General features: G+C 76.1%; 17 protein-coding genes and 1 riboswitch. Of the genes, 7 read left to right on the forward strand and 10 right to left on the reverse strand.

The window, feature by feature from the left end:
- Positions 1 to 73: 73 nt before the first annotated feature.
- From EDJALFJO_RS07315 to EDJALFJO_RS07330, 4 genes are all read right to left on the reverse strand, one after another.
- Positions 74 to 580, reverse strand: coding sequence for a ricin-type beta-trefoil lectin domain protein (locus tag EDJALFJO_RS07315; protein ID WP_088283691.1), 507 nt, complete (start codon positions 578 to 580; stop codon positions 74 to 76).
- Positions 581 to 654: 74 nt separating this feature from the next.
- Positions 655 to 2,313: a LamG-like jellyroll fold domain-containing protein gene (locus EDJALFJO_RS07320; protein ID WP_088283693.1), complete on the reverse strand. Its 1,659-nt coding sequence runs from the start codon at positions 2,311 to 2,313 to the stop codon at positions 655 to 657.
- The gene (locus tag EDJALFJO_RS07325) at positions 2,310 to 2,909 is read right to left on the reverse strand and encodes a type II secretion system protein J (RefSeq protein WP_088283695.1); all 600 of its coding nucleotides are present in this window, start codon (positions 2,907 to 2,909) and stop codon (positions 2,310 to 2,312) included. Before EDJALFJO_RS07325 ends, EDJALFJO_RS07320 begins: the two co-directional genes overlap by 4 nt.
- A complete protein-coding gene (locus EDJALFJO_RS07330; RefSeq protein ID WP_088283697.1) occupies positions 2,906 to 4,867 on the reverse strand; it encodes a fibronectin type III domain-containing protein in 1,962 nt (653 codons plus the stop codon). The genes EDJALFJO_RS07325 and EDJALFJO_RS07330 overlap by 4 nt, the downstream gene beginning before the upstream one ends.
- A 316-nt stretch (positions 4,868 to 5,183) precedes the next feature.
- On the opposite strand from EDJALFJO_RS07330, the gene EDJALFJO_RS35410 reads away from it, so the two are divergent.
- From EDJALFJO_RS35410 to EDJALFJO_RS07350, 4 genes are all read left to right on the forward strand, one after another.
- Positions 5,184 to 5,321: a hypothetical protein gene (locus EDJALFJO_RS35410; RefSeq protein ID WP_233149732.1), complete on the forward strand. Its 138-nt coding sequence runs from the start codon at positions 5,184 to 5,186 to the stop codon at positions 5,319 to 5,321.
- Positions 5,322 to 5,504: 183 nt separating this feature from the next.
- Positions 5,505 to 7,130, forward strand: a complete 1,626-nt coding sequence (locus EDJALFJO_RS07340) for a phospholipase D family protein (protein ID WP_088283743.1) — start codon at positions 5,505 to 5,507, stop codon at positions 7,128 to 7,130.
- Positions 7,131 to 7,176: 46 nt separating this feature from the next.
- Positions 7,177 to 7,659 (forward strand): NUDIX domain-containing protein, encoded by a 483-nt coding sequence (locus EDJALFJO_RS07345; protein ID WP_088283699.1) that lies wholly within the window; start codon positions 7,177 to 7,179, stop codon positions 7,657 to 7,659.
- A gap of 53 nt (positions 7,660 to 7,712) precedes the next feature.
- Positions 7,713 to 8,144, forward strand: coding sequence for an SRPBCC domain-containing protein (locus tag EDJALFJO_RS07350; RefSeq protein ID WP_088283701.1), 432 nt, complete (start codon positions 7,713 to 7,715; stop codon positions 8,142 to 8,144).
- A gap of 4 nt (positions 8,145 to 8,148) precedes the next feature.
- On the opposite strand, the gene EDJALFJO_RS07355 is transcribed toward EDJALFJO_RS07350, so the two are convergent.
- Complete coding sequence (locus tag EDJALFJO_RS07355) at positions 8,149 to 9,714, reverse strand: CYTH and CHAD domain-containing protein (protein WP_158220325.1); 1,566 nt, start codon at positions 9,712 to 9,714, stop codon at positions 8,149 to 8,151.
- 187 nt (positions 9,715 to 9,901) lie between these two features.
- Positions 9,902 to 10,015: riboswitch (SAM riboswitch) on the forward strand.
- A 31-nt stretch (positions 10,016 to 10,046) separates the two neighbouring features.
- Here EDJALFJO_RS07355 and EDJALFJO_RS07360 point away from each other — a divergent pair.
- The 3 genes from EDJALFJO_RS07360 (at position 10,047) to EDJALFJO_RS07370 (ending at position 13,393) form a co-directional block, all read left to right on the forward strand.
- Positions 10,047 to 11,540 carry an aminotransferase class V-fold PLP-dependent enzyme gene (locus tag EDJALFJO_RS07360; RefSeq protein ID WP_088283705.1) on the forward strand — a complete coding sequence of 498 codons (1,494 nt, stop codon included), beginning with the start codon at positions 10,047 to 10,049 and terminating at the stop codon, positions 11,538 to 11,540.
- A 56-nt stretch (positions 11,541 to 11,596) separates the two neighbouring features.
- Positions 11,597 to 12,658, forward strand: coding sequence for a PHP domain-containing protein (locus tag EDJALFJO_RS07365; protein ID WP_088283707.1), 1,062 nt, complete (start codon positions 11,597 to 11,599; stop codon positions 12,656 to 12,658).
- A 186-nt stretch (positions 12,659 to 12,844) separates the two neighbouring features.
- Positions 12,845 to 13,393, forward strand: a complete 549-nt coding sequence (locus EDJALFJO_RS07370) for a universal stress protein (RefSeq protein WP_088283709.1) — start codon at positions 12,845 to 12,847, stop codon at positions 13,391 to 13,393.
- Between the two features lie 111 nt (positions 13,394 to 13,504).
- On the opposite strand, the gene EDJALFJO_RS07375 is transcribed toward EDJALFJO_RS07370, so the two are convergent.
- From EDJALFJO_RS07375 to EDJALFJO_RS07395, 5 genes are read right to left on the reverse strand one after another with little or no spacing between them, the layout of a single operon-like run.
- Positions 13,505 to 13,963, reverse strand: a complete 459-nt coding sequence (locus tag EDJALFJO_RS07375; RefSeq protein WP_143448357.1) for an HIT family protein — start codon at positions 13,961 to 13,963, stop codon at positions 13,505 to 13,507.
- 3 nt (positions 13,964 to 13,966) lie between these two features.
- The gene (locus EDJALFJO_RS07380; protein ID WP_143448358.1) at positions 13,967 to 15,412 is read right to left on the reverse strand and encodes a cytochrome P450; all 1,446 of its coding nucleotides are present in this window, start codon (positions 15,410 to 15,412) and stop codon (positions 13,967 to 13,969) included.
- 17 nt (positions 15,413 to 15,429) lie between these two features.
- Positions 15,430 to 15,786: a co-chaperone GroES gene (locus EDJALFJO_RS07385; protein ID WP_088283715.1), complete on the reverse strand. Its 357-nt coding sequence runs from the start codon at positions 15,784 to 15,786 to the stop codon at positions 15,430 to 15,432.
- 21 nt (positions 15,787 to 15,807) lie between these two features.
- A complete protein-coding gene (locus EDJALFJO_RS07390; protein ID WP_088283717.1) occupies positions 15,808 to 16,335 on the reverse strand; it encodes a DUF427 domain-containing protein in 528 nt (175 codons plus the stop codon).
- A gap of 8 nt (positions 16,336 to 16,343) precedes the next feature.
- On the reverse strand, positions 16,344 to 16,703 hold the full coding sequence (locus EDJALFJO_RS07395; protein WP_198950091.1) for a DUF3618 domain-containing protein: 360 nt from the start codon (positions 16,701 to 16,703) through the stop codon (positions 16,344 to 16,346).
- Positions 16,704 to 16,875 lie beyond the last annotated feature (172 nt).

The following is a 16,875-nucleotide window of genomic DNA, read 5'->3' on the forward strand; positions in this document are numbered from 1 at the left end:
CTGCACGAGCCCAGCCTGACCCACCGACCAAGGTCAGCGACGGACCCCGGTCGGCGTTTTGTTCAGCAGTCTCCTAGTCGTCCTCGCCGTCGAGCGTCGTCTCGCGGTATCCCTCGACCCCGGCCCCGGCGAGCTGCGGCGGGGCGTTCCACTTCTGCACGCGGCTGCCGTCGCACGAGTCCGCGGTGATCGTCGACCACTGCGCGAGCCCGCCCGACGTCTCTCCGGGCGTCCCCAGCGACAGGCATCGACCCAGGACGTCGGTGATCGTGTAGGCCGTGGCGCGTGCCCCGGTCGCCCCGAGCTTCGTCCAGTGCTGCGCGGTGTCGGAGACGTTGCAGGGCACGGTGAGCACGTACCCGCCCGTCGTCGTCGGCGCGCGCAGGCAGTGGGCGCCCGTCGGCGCCGGCGTCGTGACGAGCCCGGTCACCGGGTCGTGGACGAACCGCTGGTTCCACAGCACCGGCCGCGTCGGGTCGGCCTTGCACGGGTAGGCGATGAGGTACGGCCAGGCGACCTTCTGGTCCGTCACGTCGAGGCAGCGGCCGAACTCGCCGTAGTTGACGAGCTGGCCGGTCACGTCACCGGCCGCCCCGGCACCGACGGCCGAGCTCGGGGCCCAGTCACGGGCCGAACCGCAGTCGGCCTGCAGGGTCAGCGCGCCCCGGCGGCGAGCGTCGGTGCGTCGAGGCAGGCACCGGACAGCGCCGTCGCGTCGAACCGCTCGAGCTCGATCCGGCCGCCGTCGTTGTACGCCCACTTCTGGTGCGGCCCCCCGTCGCACGGCGCGAGGAACGGGACGACGTCGTCCGCGGCACCGCCGAGCGGCCAGTGGTTGCGGGCCCCGGTGCTCGCCGCGAGGCCCGTGGCGTCCTGCCACGTCGGCGCCGTCGCGACGCTCGTCACCTCCCAGTCCCAGAGCTGGCGCGGCCACACCGACACGTGCGCGAGCGAACCCTGCCAGTACGGGTTCGACGGCGCCTGCACCCAGCCGGCGACGAGCTCGCCGCCCCACCCGATGTGCCAGTAGCCGGCCGTGGTCCCGGCCGACGTCCACAGCGGGTCCCAGGCGACGAGGGCCCCGTCCACGTAGAGCTTGGTCCCGCCCCAGCCGACCGACGCCGCGGCGTGGTGCCAGGCACCGTCGGCGTACGTCCCGGTCGAGGTGACCGTGCGCCGGGACGTCGGCGAGACGCCCCACACGAGGCGCCCGGCCGAGTCGACCCAGAGCATCCGGTCCGCCGTCGTGCCCGCCGTCCCGGAGTCGCCGCCGAAGCCGATGACGGTGCCGCTGCGGGCCGTCGTCCGGAACCAGGCCGCGACCGTCACCTCGGCCGGGGCGGCGAACGACGTCGACGTCCGCAGCCACGACGACGCCCCGGAGAACGCGTGGGCCGAGCCCTCGACCGGGCCGGTGAGGTCGGGGGTCACGGCGGTCGTCGACGACGCGGTCGCGGCCGCGGGGGCCGTGCCGTGGTCGGTGAGGTCCGCCCGGTCGCGCGGCTCACCGGTCAGGCACATCCCGTCGTAGGTCCCGCTCACGGCGCTCTGGGTGCCGGCGAGGACGACGGAGTAGTCGTCCCGGAACGACCACAGCTGCTCGTCGCGGGCCGCGTCGCACGCCGCGAGCACCGGGACCGCTCCCGTGGCCGGCGCGGTGGACGGGGAGGCCCAGCACAGGTTCGCGGAGACCGAGTACGTCCCGACCTTGACGAGCCCGCCGGCGATCCCGGCGTCGGTGCGGTTGAAGGCGTAGACGACCTCGACGGAGCGGTCCGTCCACCCCGCGGGCAGCCCGCCCTCGGACGACGCCGTGGCCACCGACTGGAGCAGCGCGTAGTACGGCGCCTGCACCGCGCCGCCGCCGGTGACGCATGCGACCGTGTTCGTCGCGCGCCAGGACTCGGGGTGCCCGGACGGGTCGTCGAGGTAGTAGCGGATGACGACCGCGTACGACGTCGGCGACGCGTCGTCGACCGAGACCGTCGCCCCGGCGTTGCCGCGCAACGGGTTCGCGGCGGTCGCGCAGGGCAGGCGGGTCAGGTCGCCCACCTCGCCGGTCCCGGCGACCGTCGTCCGGGCCGCGCGGACGGCGGCGAGCCCGGCCTGCAGCCCGGCGTCCGCGGCGTGCAGGGTGCGCTCGCGCGCACGCTCGGCCGCCGTGGGCAGGACCTCCCCGACGACGGTCGCGAGCACCGCGACGGACATCGCCGCGGTCATGAGCAGCACGAGGACGACCTGGAGCATGCCGACGCCCTCGTCGTCGCGCCGCCGGGGCCGCAGCACGGCGAGCGGCCGGCCGGGACGGGTCATGACCGCGCCACCTCCGCGCAGACCTGTTCCGCGGCGACACCGCCGCTGTCACCGGAGCCCTCGGTCAGCGGGACCACGGTCCCCGCCGGGACCGGCCCGCCCGTCGCCCGCCGCAGCCGCAGGTCGACGACGACCCGGGCCTGCGCCCAGTCGTCGTCCGCGGGGAGCAGCGCGAAGGCCGGCTGGCCCGTGGTGTTCGCGACCCCGGTGGAGAGGGTGACCCAGGCGGTCGCCGTCGTCGTGCCCACGGTCCAGGTCCGGGTCTGCAGCAGCTGCCGCGCCGCGACGACGCGCCACTGCCGGCAGACCGCGGGACCGCCTGCCGCGGCCGCGGTCCGGGCCTCGAGGTAGGTGTCCGCACCGACGGTCGCGGGCGGGTTGACGAGCTCGGCGGACGCCAGCCCGCGGCGGACGGCGTCGACCGCCCGGCGGGCGTCCTGCGCGGAGGCCGCGGTCGCGTCGAGCCGGCCCGCCGTCCGGATCATCCCGGTGATCGCCAGTGCGCTCACGGCGAGGACCACCGTGAGCAGGATGCTGCCGACGAGCAGCTCGACGAGGGTCGTCCCCTCGTCCCGCGGGCGCGGCCGACGGGTCATGCCGTCCCCGTCCGGGCCGCCGAGGCCGGGCCGGCGCCCATGGCGTTCGTCGCGGTCACCGTCACCGAGTACGTCGCCCCAGCGGTGAGACCGGTGAGGACGCAGCCGTTCGCGGCCGACGTGCACGTCAGGCCGCCCGGGGAGGCGGTCGCCGTGTAGCCGGTCGGGGGCGAGCCGCCGTCCCACGACGGCGGGTCCCAGACGACGGCCAGGCTGCCGGGCGCGGCCGTCGTCACCGTGACGCCGGCCGGTGCGCGCGGGGTGAGCGGGGCGGACCACTTGTGCGCGAGGTACTCCTCGAGCGCCCGGCGCTCCGCGGTCGTCGTCGTCCCCTCGAGGACGACGACCTCCTCGATCGGGCCGCGCCAGCGGTCGTTGACGGTGCCGTCCGGCCAGATCGTGCAGCCGAGCCCGGCCGCCCCCGTCGCGGTGCTCCGCAGCGCCGCCGTGGCCCGGACGACGGCGGACTGGCCGGCGGCCCAGAGCACCACCTGCGCCGGGTCGTGCTGCGCGCCGACGACCTGGGCCGAGGTGCGCGACCAGTCGAGCGTGGAGACCGCCGTGTCGCTGAACGCCGTGTCGGCGGCGGCCTGCGCGCTGCCGGCGACCTTGTAGACCTGCCGCGCCTGGCCGTCGACGTGCGTGCCCCAGCTGACGACCTGGCGGTACGGGGCCGTCACCGGGGTCGGGTCCGCGGCCGTCGCGACGACGTACGTCGTGCTCGGCGTCGCCCCGTTGGGCAGCAGGACCGGGTCCGCCGAGAGGCACGTCGACGTCCCGTCCCAGTCCGGGACGACGCGGCCCGCACCCACGACGCTCGACGGCGGGGCGCTCCCGGCCCGGACGGTCGCGTCGTTCCCGCGGGCGGACTTGTCCTTCCAGCGCCGCACCGACTGCCCCGAGCCGGTCACGGACGTCGTCCCGGCCGCGTCGGTCGTCAGCGTCGAGAGGTCCGCGCCGTCGAGCCACCAGGCGAGCCGGGCGCCCGACATCACCGCGGCCGGGTAGGGGATGACGGTCGTCGAGGCCTCGGCGCCGGCGCCCAGCGCGTTGGTGGCGACGACCCGGACCGTGTACGTGACCCCGTTGACGAGGCCCGTGAGCCCGGCCGACGAAGCCGCGGCGCCGGCGGTCGCCGTGACGACGGGGCCGCCGTCGCCGGGGGTCGCGGTGACGGTGTAGCCGAGGATCGGCGAGTCCCCGGGCGAGGCCGGCAGCGCCCAGGTGAGGTCGGCGACGCCGTCGCCGGGGACCGCGACGAGCAGGCGCGGCACGGACGGCGTCGGGCGGCGGATCTCGAAGAGCGGGTCGTCGGAGGCGTCGCGCAGCGTCGCGGCGGTGTAGAGGCAGCCGCCGGGGCAGCCGCGGGCCGCCGTCCACGAGACCGCGACGACGACCCGGTAGACGGTCGTCGCGGTGACGTTCCCGATCCCGGACGCGGCGACGCAGGCCCCGCCCGCGACGGGCAGCGAGCAGGTCCCGACGAAGGTCCGCACGGTGAACTGCTGGCCGCCGACGACCACCGGGTCGGAGACGGTCTGCGCGGTGCCGGTGCGCAGCCCGGTCAGCGGCGCGAGGACCGGGCGGGACGCGCAGGCCGTCGGGGTCGTCGCCGGGTCGGTCCCGCCGAGGTCGAGCGCGGCGGGCGCCGCCGCCCACTGCTGGGTGACGGCCGACGCCGTCCGGCCGTCGAGCAGGGGCACGCAGCCGTCGGCCCGGGCCGTCACGGGGACGGCGGCCGCCGTCCCGAGGGCCTGGGCGGCGAGCCGGACGGCGGTCTGGTGCCGCTGCAGGGCCGCGGCCGACCGGGTGCTTCCGACGAAGGTCACGGCCCCGGAGGCGAGGACCAGCCCCACGAGGACGACGGCCAGGACGTTCTCGAGCAGCGTGAAGCCCCGGTCGTCCGGCGCCGGGGGCGCGTGACGGCGACCGTCCGACCCGCGGCCGCACGAGTGCATGCCTGTCAGATCGTCCGGATGCCCCCGGTCTTGACCCGGGCGCGAGATCTCGACCCGACCGGACCACAGCCCGTCCCGGGGCGGTGATCACGCCCCTGACCGGGACCGATGGCCTGCGGAAGGCCCCGCGGGGCGTGCCCCCCGGGCCGTCCGGACGACGCCGTCCGGGGTGGATCAGGAAGAAGTGTTCGGAGAATCGGCCCGGAGGGCGCAGACTAAGGGTGTGACGCAGAGCCCTCCTCGCCAGCGCCGACCGCTTCCGACCAGCCCGTTCCAGCGTAAGGAGGTCACCCTCCCCACGACGGCTGACTTCCACGTGGGCGACCGGGTGACCCACGACCACTGCGGCCTCGGCCGTGTGGTCGCGGTCTCCGAGCACTACGTGACCGTCGACTTCGGGTCGGCGGGCACCAAGCAGGTCACCCCCGCAGCGCGGGGCTTCTCGATCCTCTAGGCCCGGGGGGCCGCCGTCCACGGCGACCCGTCAGGCCAGGTCGGACCGCCTCCGGCGCATGTGCGCCGGTGGCGCGGTCCGTGTCGCCGGTGACCCCTGGGGTCGCCGGAAGGCACCGCCGAGGACGTCTCCGTTGGTGTCGGCGGGCGTCACGTCCCGGTGCGCGGGTGCCTGTGCGGGTCGATGATCGGGTGCGTGGACGACCCTGCGGTGCACCGGTGGTTCCTCACCCCGGCCCGGCGCGGCAACCCCGCCACCGAGATCGACCGGCTGCCCGAGGACTCCCCCGGGTCGTGGTGCGGCGGCAACCGCGTCGTCCCGCTCCTGCACGGCGCGACGTACTTCCGCCGGCTCCACGAGGTGCTCTGCGCGCTCTCGGCCGGTGACCGGGTGTTCTTCACGGACTGGTCCGGCGACGCCGACGAGCGGCTGCTGCCCGACGGCGCCGAGGTCGGGGACGTCCTGCGCGACCTCGTGACGACCGGTGTCGAGGTCCGGGGCCTGCTGTGGCGCTCGCACTCGGAGCGGCTGTCGTTCACCGCGGCGCAGAACCAGCGGCTCGGCCGGCGGCTCAACGAGGCCGGCGGCGAGGTGCTGCTCGACCAGCGGGTCCGCCGGTTCGGCTCGCACCACCAGAAGCTCTTCGTCGTCCAGCACGCCGGGCACGCGGAGCGGGACGTCGCGTTCGTCGGCGGGATCGACCTGTGCCACGGCCGGCGCGACGACGAGGACCACGCGGGCGACCCCCAGCAGCCGCCGATGGACCGGCGCTACCGCGGCCGCGCGCCCTGGCACGACGTGACGTTCGAGCTGCGCGGCCCGGTCGTCGGCGACCTGCTGCGCACCTTCGTCGAGCGCTGGAACGACCCGACACCGCTCGACCGCCGCACCCCGTACCGGCTTCTCACGCAGCGCCTGGCCCGGATGCCCCGCCACCCCCGGCCGATGCCCGAGGCGTTCGCCGACCCGCCGCCGGCCGGCCGGCACGCTGTCCAGGTGCTGCGGACCTACCCGCGCAAGCGGCCCCGGTACCCGTTCGCCCCGGACGGCGAGCGCAGCGTCGCCCGCGGGTACCGGACGGCGTTCGGGCTCGCCCGCAGCCTGGTGTACCTCGAGGACCAGTACCTGTGGTCCGGCGAGGTCGTGGAGTCGCTGTGCGCGGCGCTGCGCCGGGCTCCCGGTCTGCGGGTCGTCGCCGTCGTGCCGCGCTACCCGGACGCCGACGACGCCCTCGCCGGGCCGGCGAACCGCCTCGGCCAGATCGACGCCCTGGCCCGGCTCTACCGGGCGGGCCCGGGCCGGGTCGGCGTCTACGACGTCGAGAACGCCGCCGGGACGCCGATCTACGTGCACGCGAAGGTCTGCGTCGTCGACGACGTGTGGGTCACCTGCGGGTCCGACAACATCAACCGCAGGTCCTGGACGTCGGACAGCGAGCTCACGGTCGCCGTCCTCGACCCGGAGCGGGACCCCCGCGAGCCCCGGGACGTGAGCGGCACCGGGGACGGCGCCCGGGTGCTCCCGCGGACGCTACGGATGCGTCTGGCGGCCGAGCACCTCGGGCTCGCGGCGGACGACACCCGGCTCGTCGACCCGGTGACGAGCGCCGAACTGTGGTCGGCGCGGGCGCGGGCGCTCGACGACTGGCACCACGCGCGCCGCGCGGGCGGGCGGCCGCCCGGCCGGGCCCGCGTGCACCGGCCGCAGCCGGTGCCACGCTGGGCCCGCACCTGGTCGGTGCCGCTGTACCGCACGGTGTACGACCCCGACGGCCGGTCCCGCCCGCTGCGGCGCACCGGCGAGTTCTAGGGTGGCGGCGGGCCGGACGGCCCGCCGCAGAGCACGGGAGGACGTCGTGGCCAGCAGACGCTCGGCAGGGATCCTGCTGTGGCGCAGGGGGTCCGGGGGTGTCGAGGTACTCGTCGCGCACATGGGCGGCCCGGCCTGGGCCCGCAAGACGGTCGGCTCGTGGTCGGTGCCGAAGGGTGAGTACCTCGACGACGAGGACCCGTTCGCGGCAGCGCTGCGCGAGTTCGCCGAGGAGCTCGGGCAGCCGGTGCCGGCGACCGAGTTCCTCGCGCTCGGGAGCGTCCGCCAGAAGAGCGGCAAGGTCGTGACCGTCTGGGCCGCCGAGGGCGACCTCGACCCGGACACGTGCGTGAGCAACACCTACGAGGCCGAGTGGCCGCCGCGCTCGGGGCGGATCCAGACCTTCCCCGAGATCGACCGGGTCGCCTGGATGACCCCCGAGGACGCGAAGGCGGTGGTCATCCCGGCCCAGGCGGAGCTGTTCGACCGGCTCGTCGCGGCCCTGGCCGCTCCCCGCGACCCGTCGTGACCGGCCGGACCTCCCTGACAGGAGATGTCGTCTTCGAGGGCTAGCGTCGGGCCATGCCGATCTTCGAGTCGACGGTCGACGTCGACGCCGCGCCCGCCGCCGTCTGGGACGTCCTCGTAGACACCGCCCGCTGGCCGCAGTGGGACTCCGGCGTGCTGGGCGTCGAGGGGAGCGTCGCCCTCGGCGCGAAGGTGACCGTGCGGGTGGAGGCGAACCCGGGCCGCGCCTTCCCGGTCAAGGTCGTCGAGCTGAGCCCGCCGGGCGCGATGACCTGGCGCGGCGGGATGCCCCTGGGCCTGTTCACCGGCACCCGGACCTACCGGCTCTCCGCGCAGGGGGCGGGCACCCGCCTCGTCATGCGCGAGGAGTACACCGGCCCGCTGGCCGGCCTGGTCACGCGGTCGATCCCGGACCTGCAGCCGTCGTTCGACCGGTTCACGGCCGGGCTCAAGGCCCGCGTCGAGGGCGGCGCGGGCGCCGCCTGAGCCGTCAGCCCAGCCAGGCCCGGTAGGCCGGGTCCTGCGCCGCCGCCCAGACCCCGTCGAAGTCCGTCTCGGTGGTGTAGCCGCGCACCTGCTCGAGGGCGTGCAGCCGGCCGTACGTGAACGTGCTCTCGCCGGCCGCGTGCGCGGCCGCCGACAGCTCGACGAGGTAGCCGCGGATGACGACGCTGTCCTGGTGCTCGCCGAGCACCTCCTGCACGGTCGCCATCTGCTTGCCGTACGCCTTGGCGTCCTTGCCGAAGGCGGCGACCAGGCTCTCCCCCGCGTACCGGGCCCGCTTGGCGGCCTTGCGGACGTCGTGGAGCAGCAGGTCGTGCTCGGCCGGGTCGTCGGTGGCGTGCGCCGCGTCGACGAGCCGCGCCGCCCGCTTCCACGTCTTGCGGACCAGCGGCAGCAGGACGTCGGCGGCCGCGCCCTCGGCACCGGCGGGGCCGTTGATGAACGGCGGGGTCGCGACGAGGGCGTCGAGGGTGTCGAGGAGCGCGAAGTAGCGCGGGGTGTCCAGGGTGACGAGGGCCTCGTCGTGCGCGGCGCGGTAGCGCTCGTCCATGGTGCGCACGATCCGCTCGACGACCGGGCCCTCGACGAGGCCCGCGGGCTCGGCCTCGACGAGGCCGCGCAGGTGGTCACGGACGACCTCGGCGTCCCGGGCGGCGCCGAGCTCCTCGCCGAGCCACGCGAGCTCCTCGCGCAGCGGCTCGGTGACCTCGCGGTCGAGCAGAGGGCGGTACACCGTCAGCGCGCTGCGCAGCCGGCGGCAGGCGACCCGCATCTGGTGGACGGCGTCGTCGGCGTCGACCCGGACCAGCGGGTCGTGGGTCTGCAGGTGCGCGACCTGGTCGCGCAGGTACTCCAGGACGACGGCGCCGGCGCTGCCCGCGGCGGGCGGCTGCACCTCGGTGGCGGGCTCCGCACCGGGGGCGGCGACCCGCCCCGCGGCGGCCAGCGCGCGGGCGACCTTGGACGGCGAGTCGCTCACCACGGCACCGGCCTTGACGAACGCCTTGACGACCTTGGCGAGCAGCTTCTCGGTACCGCCGACGAGCTCGACCTCGATCTCGTCCCACGCGGTGAGCGTCGTCCAGCGACCGTTGGCCGAGGGCACCGACGCGTGGACGGCGTCCACCGCAACCTCGGCGAGCACGACGTCGTCCGCCCCGACGAGGTTGCGCACGGTGCGCGTCGTCCGCAGCCGGACGACGGGGACGATCGCGACCCCGCGGGCCTGCACCTCGACCGCGGCGCGCAGCGCGGGCGGCACGACCCGGGTGGCCCGGCCCAGCGGGTGGTGCTCCTCGGTGCGGGCACCGCCGGACGCCGGCCGCTTGAGGTGCCAGCCGCCGTCCGTGCCGCCGGTCCGCCGGCGCAGCGTGATCCGGGCCTTCTGCAGCCGCAGGTCCTCGGTGTCGAAGTACGTCGCGTCGAGGGCGTGCTCGACGGGGTCGGAGACGGCCGTCACCCCTGCGACGCCGAGGAGGTCGGGCAGGACGAACCCCGCGGGGGCGTCCAGCTTGCGCTCGATCTCGATGTGGGTGGGGGCGGGGGGCGTCATGTGGCCAGTAAACATCCAGAAGGTGAACAGAAGGCGGGCCGTCGGGACCCGGCACCGACGACCACCTGACCGGCGCAGCCGGACGACGCCCCGCCGGGACCGGGCGGTGCACGTCGCTTCTCACGATCCGAGACTCATTCGTCCGGCCCTTGAACAGGCCGAGACCCCTCACCTACCGTTGACGCCAGGTCACGAGTACCAGCGTCAAGCCCCGGCTCGCTGGTCGGCAACCCTCCTCCGCGGTGGGGTGCTCCGGGTGAGGACCGGGCCGCTGCCCGACCGGCAGCGGCAAGCGCGGACCTCTCGACGAGGTCCCTCCGGCTGGAGGAGCCATGACTGCTGTGCTGTCCCACCTCGAGAACGACACCTCTACCCCGGCCGACCCGGGTGCGCAGGGCACACCCGCGGCCCGCACCGCCACCACCACGTACGCGCCCGTCGTCCGCCCGCTGCTGCCCGTCGTCGGGCGCGACCTGCGCAGCCCGGTCGTCGCCGGCGGCACCGTCCGGTACGCCAACCTCGACTACGCCGCGAGCGCGCCGGCCCTGCAGACCGTGGCCGACCACGTCTGCAGCGGCCTGGAGCACTACGCGAGCGTGCACCGCGGCGCGGGGTACGCCTCGCAGGTGAGCACGGCGGTCTACGAGGGCACCCGGGCCACGGTCGCCGCGTTCGTCGGCGCCCGCCAGGACGACGTCGTCGTCGTCACCCGGAACACGACCGACGCGCTGAACCTCCTCGCCTCCGCCGTGCCGACCGACGGCCCCGGCGGCGGCGAGGTCGTCTTCCTCGACGTCGAGCACCACGCGAACCTGCTGCCGTGGACCCGGCTGCCGCACCGCTGCGTGCCCGCCGGGCAGACCGTGGCCGGCACGCTCGCCGCGCTCGAGGCCTCCCTCGCGGAGCGCCCCGCGACGCTCGTCGCCGTCACCGGGGCGAGCAACGTCACCGGCGAGGTGCTGCCCGTCGCGGACGTCGTCCGGATCGCGCACGCGCACGGCGCCCGGGTCGTCGTCGACGGCGCCCAGCTCGTGCCGCACCGCCGCGTCGACCTCGCCGCGATCGGCGCCGACTACCTCGCGTTCTCCGGCCACAAGGTCTACGCCCCGTTCGGCGCGGGCGTCCTCGTGGGCCGCCGGGACTGGCTCGACGCCGCACCGGCCTACCTCGCCGGCGGCGGCGCGGTCCGCACCGTCGACGTCGGCACCGTCGACGTGGGCAGCGTCGACGTCGGCAGCGCCGACGGCGGCACCGCCGAGTGGGCACCCGCCCCGCAGCGGCACGAGGGCGGCACCCCGAACGTGCTCGGCGCGGCGGCGCTCGCGCAGGCGTGCCGCGACCTCGCCGGGCTGCCGGAGGGCGCGCTCGAGGCGCACGAGGCGTCCCTCGTAGCGCACCTCGAGGACGGCCTCACCCGGATCCCGGGCGTCGAGGTGCTCCGGATCTGGGCGGACTCCCCCGACCGGGTCGGCGTCGTCGGCTTCACCGTCGCCGGCCACGACCCGGGCCGGGTCGCCGCGTACCTGTCCGCCGAGCACGGCATCGGCGTGCGCGACGGCAAGTTCTGCGCGCACCCGCTGCTCGCCAGGCTCGGCCACGGCGACGGCGCGGTGCGCGCCTCGCTCGGGGTCGGGTCGTCGTCCGAGGACGTCGACCGGCTCCTCGCGGCGGTCGAGCAGCTCGTCGTCGAGGGCGAGAGCTGGGACTACACGCTGGAGAGCGGCCGCTGGGCGCCGGTCGCGGACCCGCGCCCGCTGCCGGACTTCCTCGCCGGGATCGTCTCCGGCGCGCTCCCGCCGGCCGGGACGTCGCCCTGCCAGGGCTGAAGCGGTTTCGAGGCTGAGCGCATGCCGAGACTGATCGGGTACGGCACCCTGGGGCGGTGAGCTCCTCGCCGTCCCCCCGGGACCCCGTCGCCGACCTGCGCCGGATCGCCTTCCTCCTCGAGCGCAGCCTGCAGTCCAGCTACAAGGTGAAGGCGTTCCGTGGCGCGTCGACGGCCATCGCCGTCCTGCCCGCGGGCCGGCTCGAGGAGGCCGTGGCACGCGGCGAGCTCACGGCGCTCAAGGGGGTCGGGGACTCGACGGCGAAGGTCATCACGGCGTCGTTGCGCGGCGAGGAGCCCGAGTACCTAGCGCGGCTCGAGCGCGAGGTCGGCGGGCCGCTCGTCGAGGGCGGCGGCACGCTGCGCGCGGCGCTGCGCGGGGACCTGCACTGCCACTCGGACTGGTCGGACGGCGGGTCGCCGATCGAGGACATGGCGGTCACGGCGCTCGAGCTCGGGCACGAGTACACCGCCCTCACCGACCACTCGCCACGGCTCACCGTCGCGCGCGGGCTCACCGCGGAGCGGCTGCGCCGGCAGCTGGACGTCGTCGCGCGGCTCAACGAGCAGCTCGCCCCGTTCCGGCTGCTCACGGGGATCGAGGTGGACATCCTCGACGACGGCTCGCTCGACCAGACCGAGGACCTGCTCGCCGAGCTCGACGTCGTCGTCGCGAGCGTGCACAGCAAGCTGCAGATGGAGCCGGCCGCGATGACCCGGCGGATGGTCGCCGCGGTCTCGAACCCGCACGTCGACATCCTCGGGCACTGCACCGGCCGGTACGTCACGACGAACACCCGCACGGGCAAGCCTCGGGCCGAGTCCCGCTTCGACGCCGAGAAGGTGTTCTCCGCGTGCGTCGAGCACGGCGTCGCGGTCGAGATCAACTCCCGCCCGGAGCGGCTCGACCCGCCCCGACGCCTTCTGCGGCAGGCGGTCGAGGCGGGGTGCATCTTCTCCGTCGACACCGACGCGCACGCCCCCGGCCAGCTCGACTGGCAGCCGTACGGATGCGCCCGCGGCGAGGAGTGCGGCGTGACCGCCGACCGCGTCGTGTCCGCGTGGGCGCTCGACGACCTGCTCGCCTGGACGGCGGACCACGCGGTCCGGCCGGCCTGACGGGCCCGGCTGCGGCGCGATCCGTCGTCGGTGCGTGACCTAGGACCCGGCGGGTGACGGATCCGTGAACGCTCACGGGTCCGTCACCGGCCCGGGGCGACCTAGGGCCCGGGGGGTGTGCCACGGGCGTGGCCGACGCTGACAACGACCAGCGGGGGACGCCGCCCTGGCGTGGAGGTGAGGGACATGAGCGACCGGACCGAAGACGACGCCGAGCACCCCGTGCGCGGCGACGTCCGCGACGAGGCCTGGGACCTCATCGCGTCACCCGCCTGGCGACCGCCGTCGCCGCGGACCCCGTTCGACGTCACGCCCCCGGTGCTCGTCGGGCTCGACGGCGGCGTCGGCGGCGAACTGGCCCTCGAGTGGGCCCTGCGCGAGGCGCAGGAGCAGGGCGCCCCGGTGCGCGCCGTCACCGCCTGGTCGTGGGACGCCCGGCTCCTGGCCGCTGTCGGCGGCCGCGCCGCCCGTCAGGTGGAGCAGGCCCGCCAGCTCCAGGAGGAGCAGCTCGCCCGGGTGCTGCGCCGCTTCGGCCCCGTGCACTGCCGGATCGAGACCGTCCTCGGCGAGGGCGACGCGGCCAGTCTGCTCCTCGAGGAGTCCCGCCGCGCCCGCCTGCTCGTCGTCGGCAGCCACGCCGAACCCGGCGGCGCGACCGTCGGCTCCGTCGCCCGCGCCTGCGTCCGCCTCGCCTCGTGCCCGGTCGTCGTCGTCCCGGTCCGCCTCACCGCCTGACCGACCCGCCGGACCCGCCACACCACCCTGCTCATGCTCGCGCCCGGTACCGTTCCGGGCGCTCCGGACCGCTGATTCCGGTACCTGACGTGAGCGTGAGCGGGCCTGTTGTCAGTGGCTCGCCAGATGGTCGCGGACGAGGCCGGAGATCCGGTCGCGCTCGCTCTCCGAGACGGGTTCGTCGTCCGCGTAGCCGAAGATCCGCGGACCGACCCGGTCCGGCGGCAGGTCGGGCATCCGGGGGACGACGTGCACGTGCAGGTGCGCGAAGCCCGGCTTCTCCGCGAGCAGCAACGTGTACGTCTTCGTGCACCCGACGACCGCGCGCAGCGTCGCCGTGACCCGGACGAGCAGCCGGCCCATCGCCTCGCCCTCCGCCTCGGTCAGCTCGTCGAGCGCGACGACGTGCCGCTGCGGCACGAGCACCAACCACCCGGGCAGACCGCCCTCGAAGTTGTGCGCGAGGTACCACCCGCCCTCGACCCACGCGGCGTCCCGCACGGGCAACGCCCCGAGCCGGGCACTGATCGAGCACGCGTAGCAACCTGCGTGCAGACGTGCGTCAGCCATGCGTCAGCGGGGGGTGAGGCGGAGCGGGAGGCCGCCGCGGGGGCGCAGGGTCACGAGGGCGTCGACGGACGGCGGCGCGACCCCGGCGGGGCGGGTCACCGTGCGGTCGCGGAGCAGGCCGGCGAGCACGAGGACCGACTCGACGACCGCCATGTCGCGGCCGATGCACAGCCGGGGGCCGGCACCGAACGGCACGTAGTCGCCACGCGCGGGCCCGCGGGACGGCGGGGCGTCGCCGAGGAAGCGCCCCGGGTCGAACCGGCGCGGGTCGGGCCACGACTGCGGACGGCGGTGCAGCAGCCACGGGCTGAGCACGACGAGCGTCCCGGCCGGGATCGCGACGCCGCTCACGACGTCGTCCGCGAGCGCGCGGCGGGTGATGACCCAGGCCGGCGGGTAGAGCCGCAGGGCCTCGTCGACGACGGCGCGGGTGTACGGCAGGTGCGGGACGTCGTCCCACCCCGGTGCGCGACCGGCGAGGACGGCGTCCAGCTCGGTGTGCAGCCGCGCCTGCACGTCCGGCGACGAGGCGAGCAGGTCGAGGGTCCACGTGAGGGAGGACGCAACGGTCTCATGACCGGCGATGACGAGCGTGAGGATCTCGTCGCGGACCTCGCGGGGCGCGAGGCCGCCGTCGGCCCCGGCCTCCCCCGCGTCGACCGCGGCGAGGAGCAGGGCGAGGACGTCGCCGTCCTCCGGGCCGACCCCACAGGCCCGGCGCTGCGCGACGAGGTCCGCGCACACCGCGTCGAGGGTCGCGACGGCCCGGCGCAGCCGGCGCCGGCGCGGCGTGGGCAGCCAGCCGGGCAGCGGGGACGACGCGGTCCGCACGACCGCGTGCAGCGCGGCGTCGACCGCCCCGACGACGCGCTCGCCGACCGGGCGCAGGTCTGCCGCGAACAGCGTGCGGCCGACGACCTCGAGCATGGCGCGCATCGCGGCGCCGTCGGCGTCGACGACCCCGCCCGGCCCGGCGGCGTCCCACTCCGCGCGCATCCGCTGCGCCGCCGTCCCCGCGGCCTGCGCGACGGACTCGAGCGAGCGCGGGTGGAACGCGGGCTGGGCGACCCGGCGGTGCCGGCGCCACACCTCGCCGTCCGTCGTCAGCAGGCCGGCGCCGGTGACGAGCGACAGCGCGCCGTACTGCACCGTCGCCTTGCCGTAGGCCCGGGCGTTGTCGACGAGCACCCGGCGCGCGCCGTCAGGGGTGTTCATCAGGAGCACCTGGCCGCGCGGCATCGGGAACGCGACGAGGTCGCCGTACCGGGCGACGAGCCCTTCGAGGAACGTCAGCGGGTCGCGCCGGATCGCCGGGACGGCGCGGAGCATGTCGAGCGGCAGCGGCCCGTCCGCGTCGAGGCCGGTGTACCGCGCGTTGCGGCGCGGCCCGGGGCGCCCGGGGCGCGCAGGACGCGCCGGGGTCGCCGGGTCCGCCGTCACGGGGTCCACGCCGGTCACCCGACGCCTCAGAGGTACAGGCCGGTCTGACCGTCCGCGACGCGCGGTGCCGCGACGGCGTGGAGGTCCCGCTCGCGCAGGAGCACGTACTGGCCGCCGCCGAGCTCGACCTCGGAGCGGTCCTCGGGGTCGAAGAGCACCCGGTCGCCGACCTCGACGTGCCGGACGTTCTGGCCCACGGCGACGACCTCGGCCCACGCGAGGCGCTTGCCGACGGCGGCCGTCGCCGGGATGACGATGCCCGCGGTCGAGCGCCGCTCCCCGGCCTCGCCGTCGGTCGAGACGAGCACCCGGTCGTGGAGCATCCGGATGGGCAGGCGGGCCGCGTCGGTCCCGCCGAGCGGCGCGGCCGTCGGGGTCGTCATGCCCCGAACGGTACTGCCCGGTCACCAGAACCGGCTGCCCGGGACCCCCTTGAACGGCCCGACGACGCGCTGCGTCACCCAGCCGCCGTAGAAGCCGCCGTCCTGGCCGCGCACGGTCTCGCCGTCGACGGTCACGCGGTCCATCCGGTCCGGGTAGAGCGCGACGTGGCCGGCGAGCGCCGCGTAGCCGGCCGTCGGGTCGGGGTAGGTCCAGGCGGCGGACGGCGCGACGCACGGGGCGCCGTCCGGACCGGCCCCGCCGACGACGTCGAGGTAGCCCGCCATGCCCTTGAACTCGCACCACGACGACCCGGCCGCGGGCCGGAACGCGCCCTCGGCGGCGTCCACGAGCGGCAGGTAGTAGGTCGGCGGGTGGCTCGTCTCGAGCACCCGCAGCGCCCGCCGGGTCTCGAGGACGACGAGCCCGCCGAGCACGACGACGACGCGCTCGGACGACGGCTCGACGCGGGGCGGGCGCGGGTAGTCCCACACCGACTCCTGGCCGGGTCCGGGCACCTCGGGGACGACCCCGGGCGGCAGCCGGCGCACGGAGCCGCTCAGCCCTTCCGGCGGCGGCGGCGCAGCACGACGGACAGCAGCACGAACAGCGCGACCGCGGCCGCGACGGCGCCGACGCGCTCGGCCCGCAGGTCGCCCTGCGGTGTGTAGACGGCGGCCTGCAGCCGGCCCTTGGCGTCCTCGACGCCGCGGGCGGCGAGTGCCTTCGGGTGCGCCCGCTCGACGAGCTCGTCGACGGTGGCGGCGAGGTGCTCGCGGCGCCGGGCGATCTCGGCCTCGATCGTCGCCGGGTCGTTGCTGCGCCGCGCGACGACCTCGCCGTCCAGAGCGGCGCGCTCGACGTCGGCCGCCACCTTCTCGACCGCCGCCTGGGTTCGTGCCGCTTCGTCCGTGCTCACGGGCCCCACCTCCTGGGGAATCACGCTATGCCACCGGGAGCGACCGCACATCCGCCGTCGGTCACGGCGCGTCGCAGCGCGGCGCAGGACACCGGTCGGCTGTTACCGAGTCGAGACCGATTCTCTCTTGTGTTCCACAGGCTGAACGGCGTTCCATATCTGGCACAGCCCG

The sequence above is a fragment of the Kineosporia sp. A_224 genome, from assembly GCF_002198655.1.
In the GTDB taxonomy this organism is placed as follows: Bacteria; Actinomycetota; Actinomycetes; order Actinomycetales; family Kineosporiaceae; genus R-H-3.

Excerpts from the sequence above, each read along its gene's own strand:
- EDJALFJO_RS07320 (WP_088283693.1), bottom strand. The coding sequence starts at position 2,313 with ATGACCCGTCCCGGCCGGCCGCTCGCCGTGCTGCGGCCCCGGCGGCGC.
- EDJALFJO_RS07325 (WP_088283695.1), bottom strand. The coding sequence starts at position 2,909 with ATGACCCGTCGGCCGCGCCCGCGGGACGAGGGGACGACCCTCGTCGAG.
- EDJALFJO_RS07330 (WP_088283697.1), bottom strand. The coding sequence starts at position 4,867 with ATGCACTCGTGCGGCCGCGGGTCGGACGGTCGCCGTCACGCGCCCCCG.
- EDJALFJO_RS07340 (WP_088283743.1), top strand. The coding sequence starts at position 5,505 with ATGATCGGGTGCGTGGACGACCCTGCGGTGCACCGGTGGTTCCTCACC.
- EDJALFJO_RS07350 (WP_088283701.1), top strand. The coding sequence starts at position 7,713 with ATGCCGATCTTCGAGTCGACGGTCGACGTCGACGCCGCGCCCGCCGCC.
- EDJALFJO_RS07355 (WP_158220325.1), bottom strand. The coding sequence starts at position 9,714 with ATGACGCCCCCCGCCCCCACCCACATCGAGATCGAGCGCAAGCTGGAC.
- EDJALFJO_RS07360 (WP_088283705.1), top strand. The coding sequence starts at position 10,047 with ATGACTGCTGTGCTGTCCCACCTCGAGAACGACACCTCTACCCCGGCC.
- EDJALFJO_RS07370 (WP_088283709.1), top strand. The coding sequence starts at position 12,845 with ATGAGCGACCGGACCGAAGACGACGCCGAGCACCCCGTGCGCGGCGAC.
- EDJALFJO_RS07375 (WP_143448357.1), bottom strand. The coding sequence starts at position 13,963 with ATGGCTGACGCACGTCTGCACGCAGGTTGCTACGCGTGCTCGATCAGT.
- EDJALFJO_RS07385 (WP_088283715.1), bottom strand. The coding sequence starts at position 15,786 with ATGACGACCCCGACGGCCGCGCCGCTCGGCGGGACCGACGCGGCCCGC.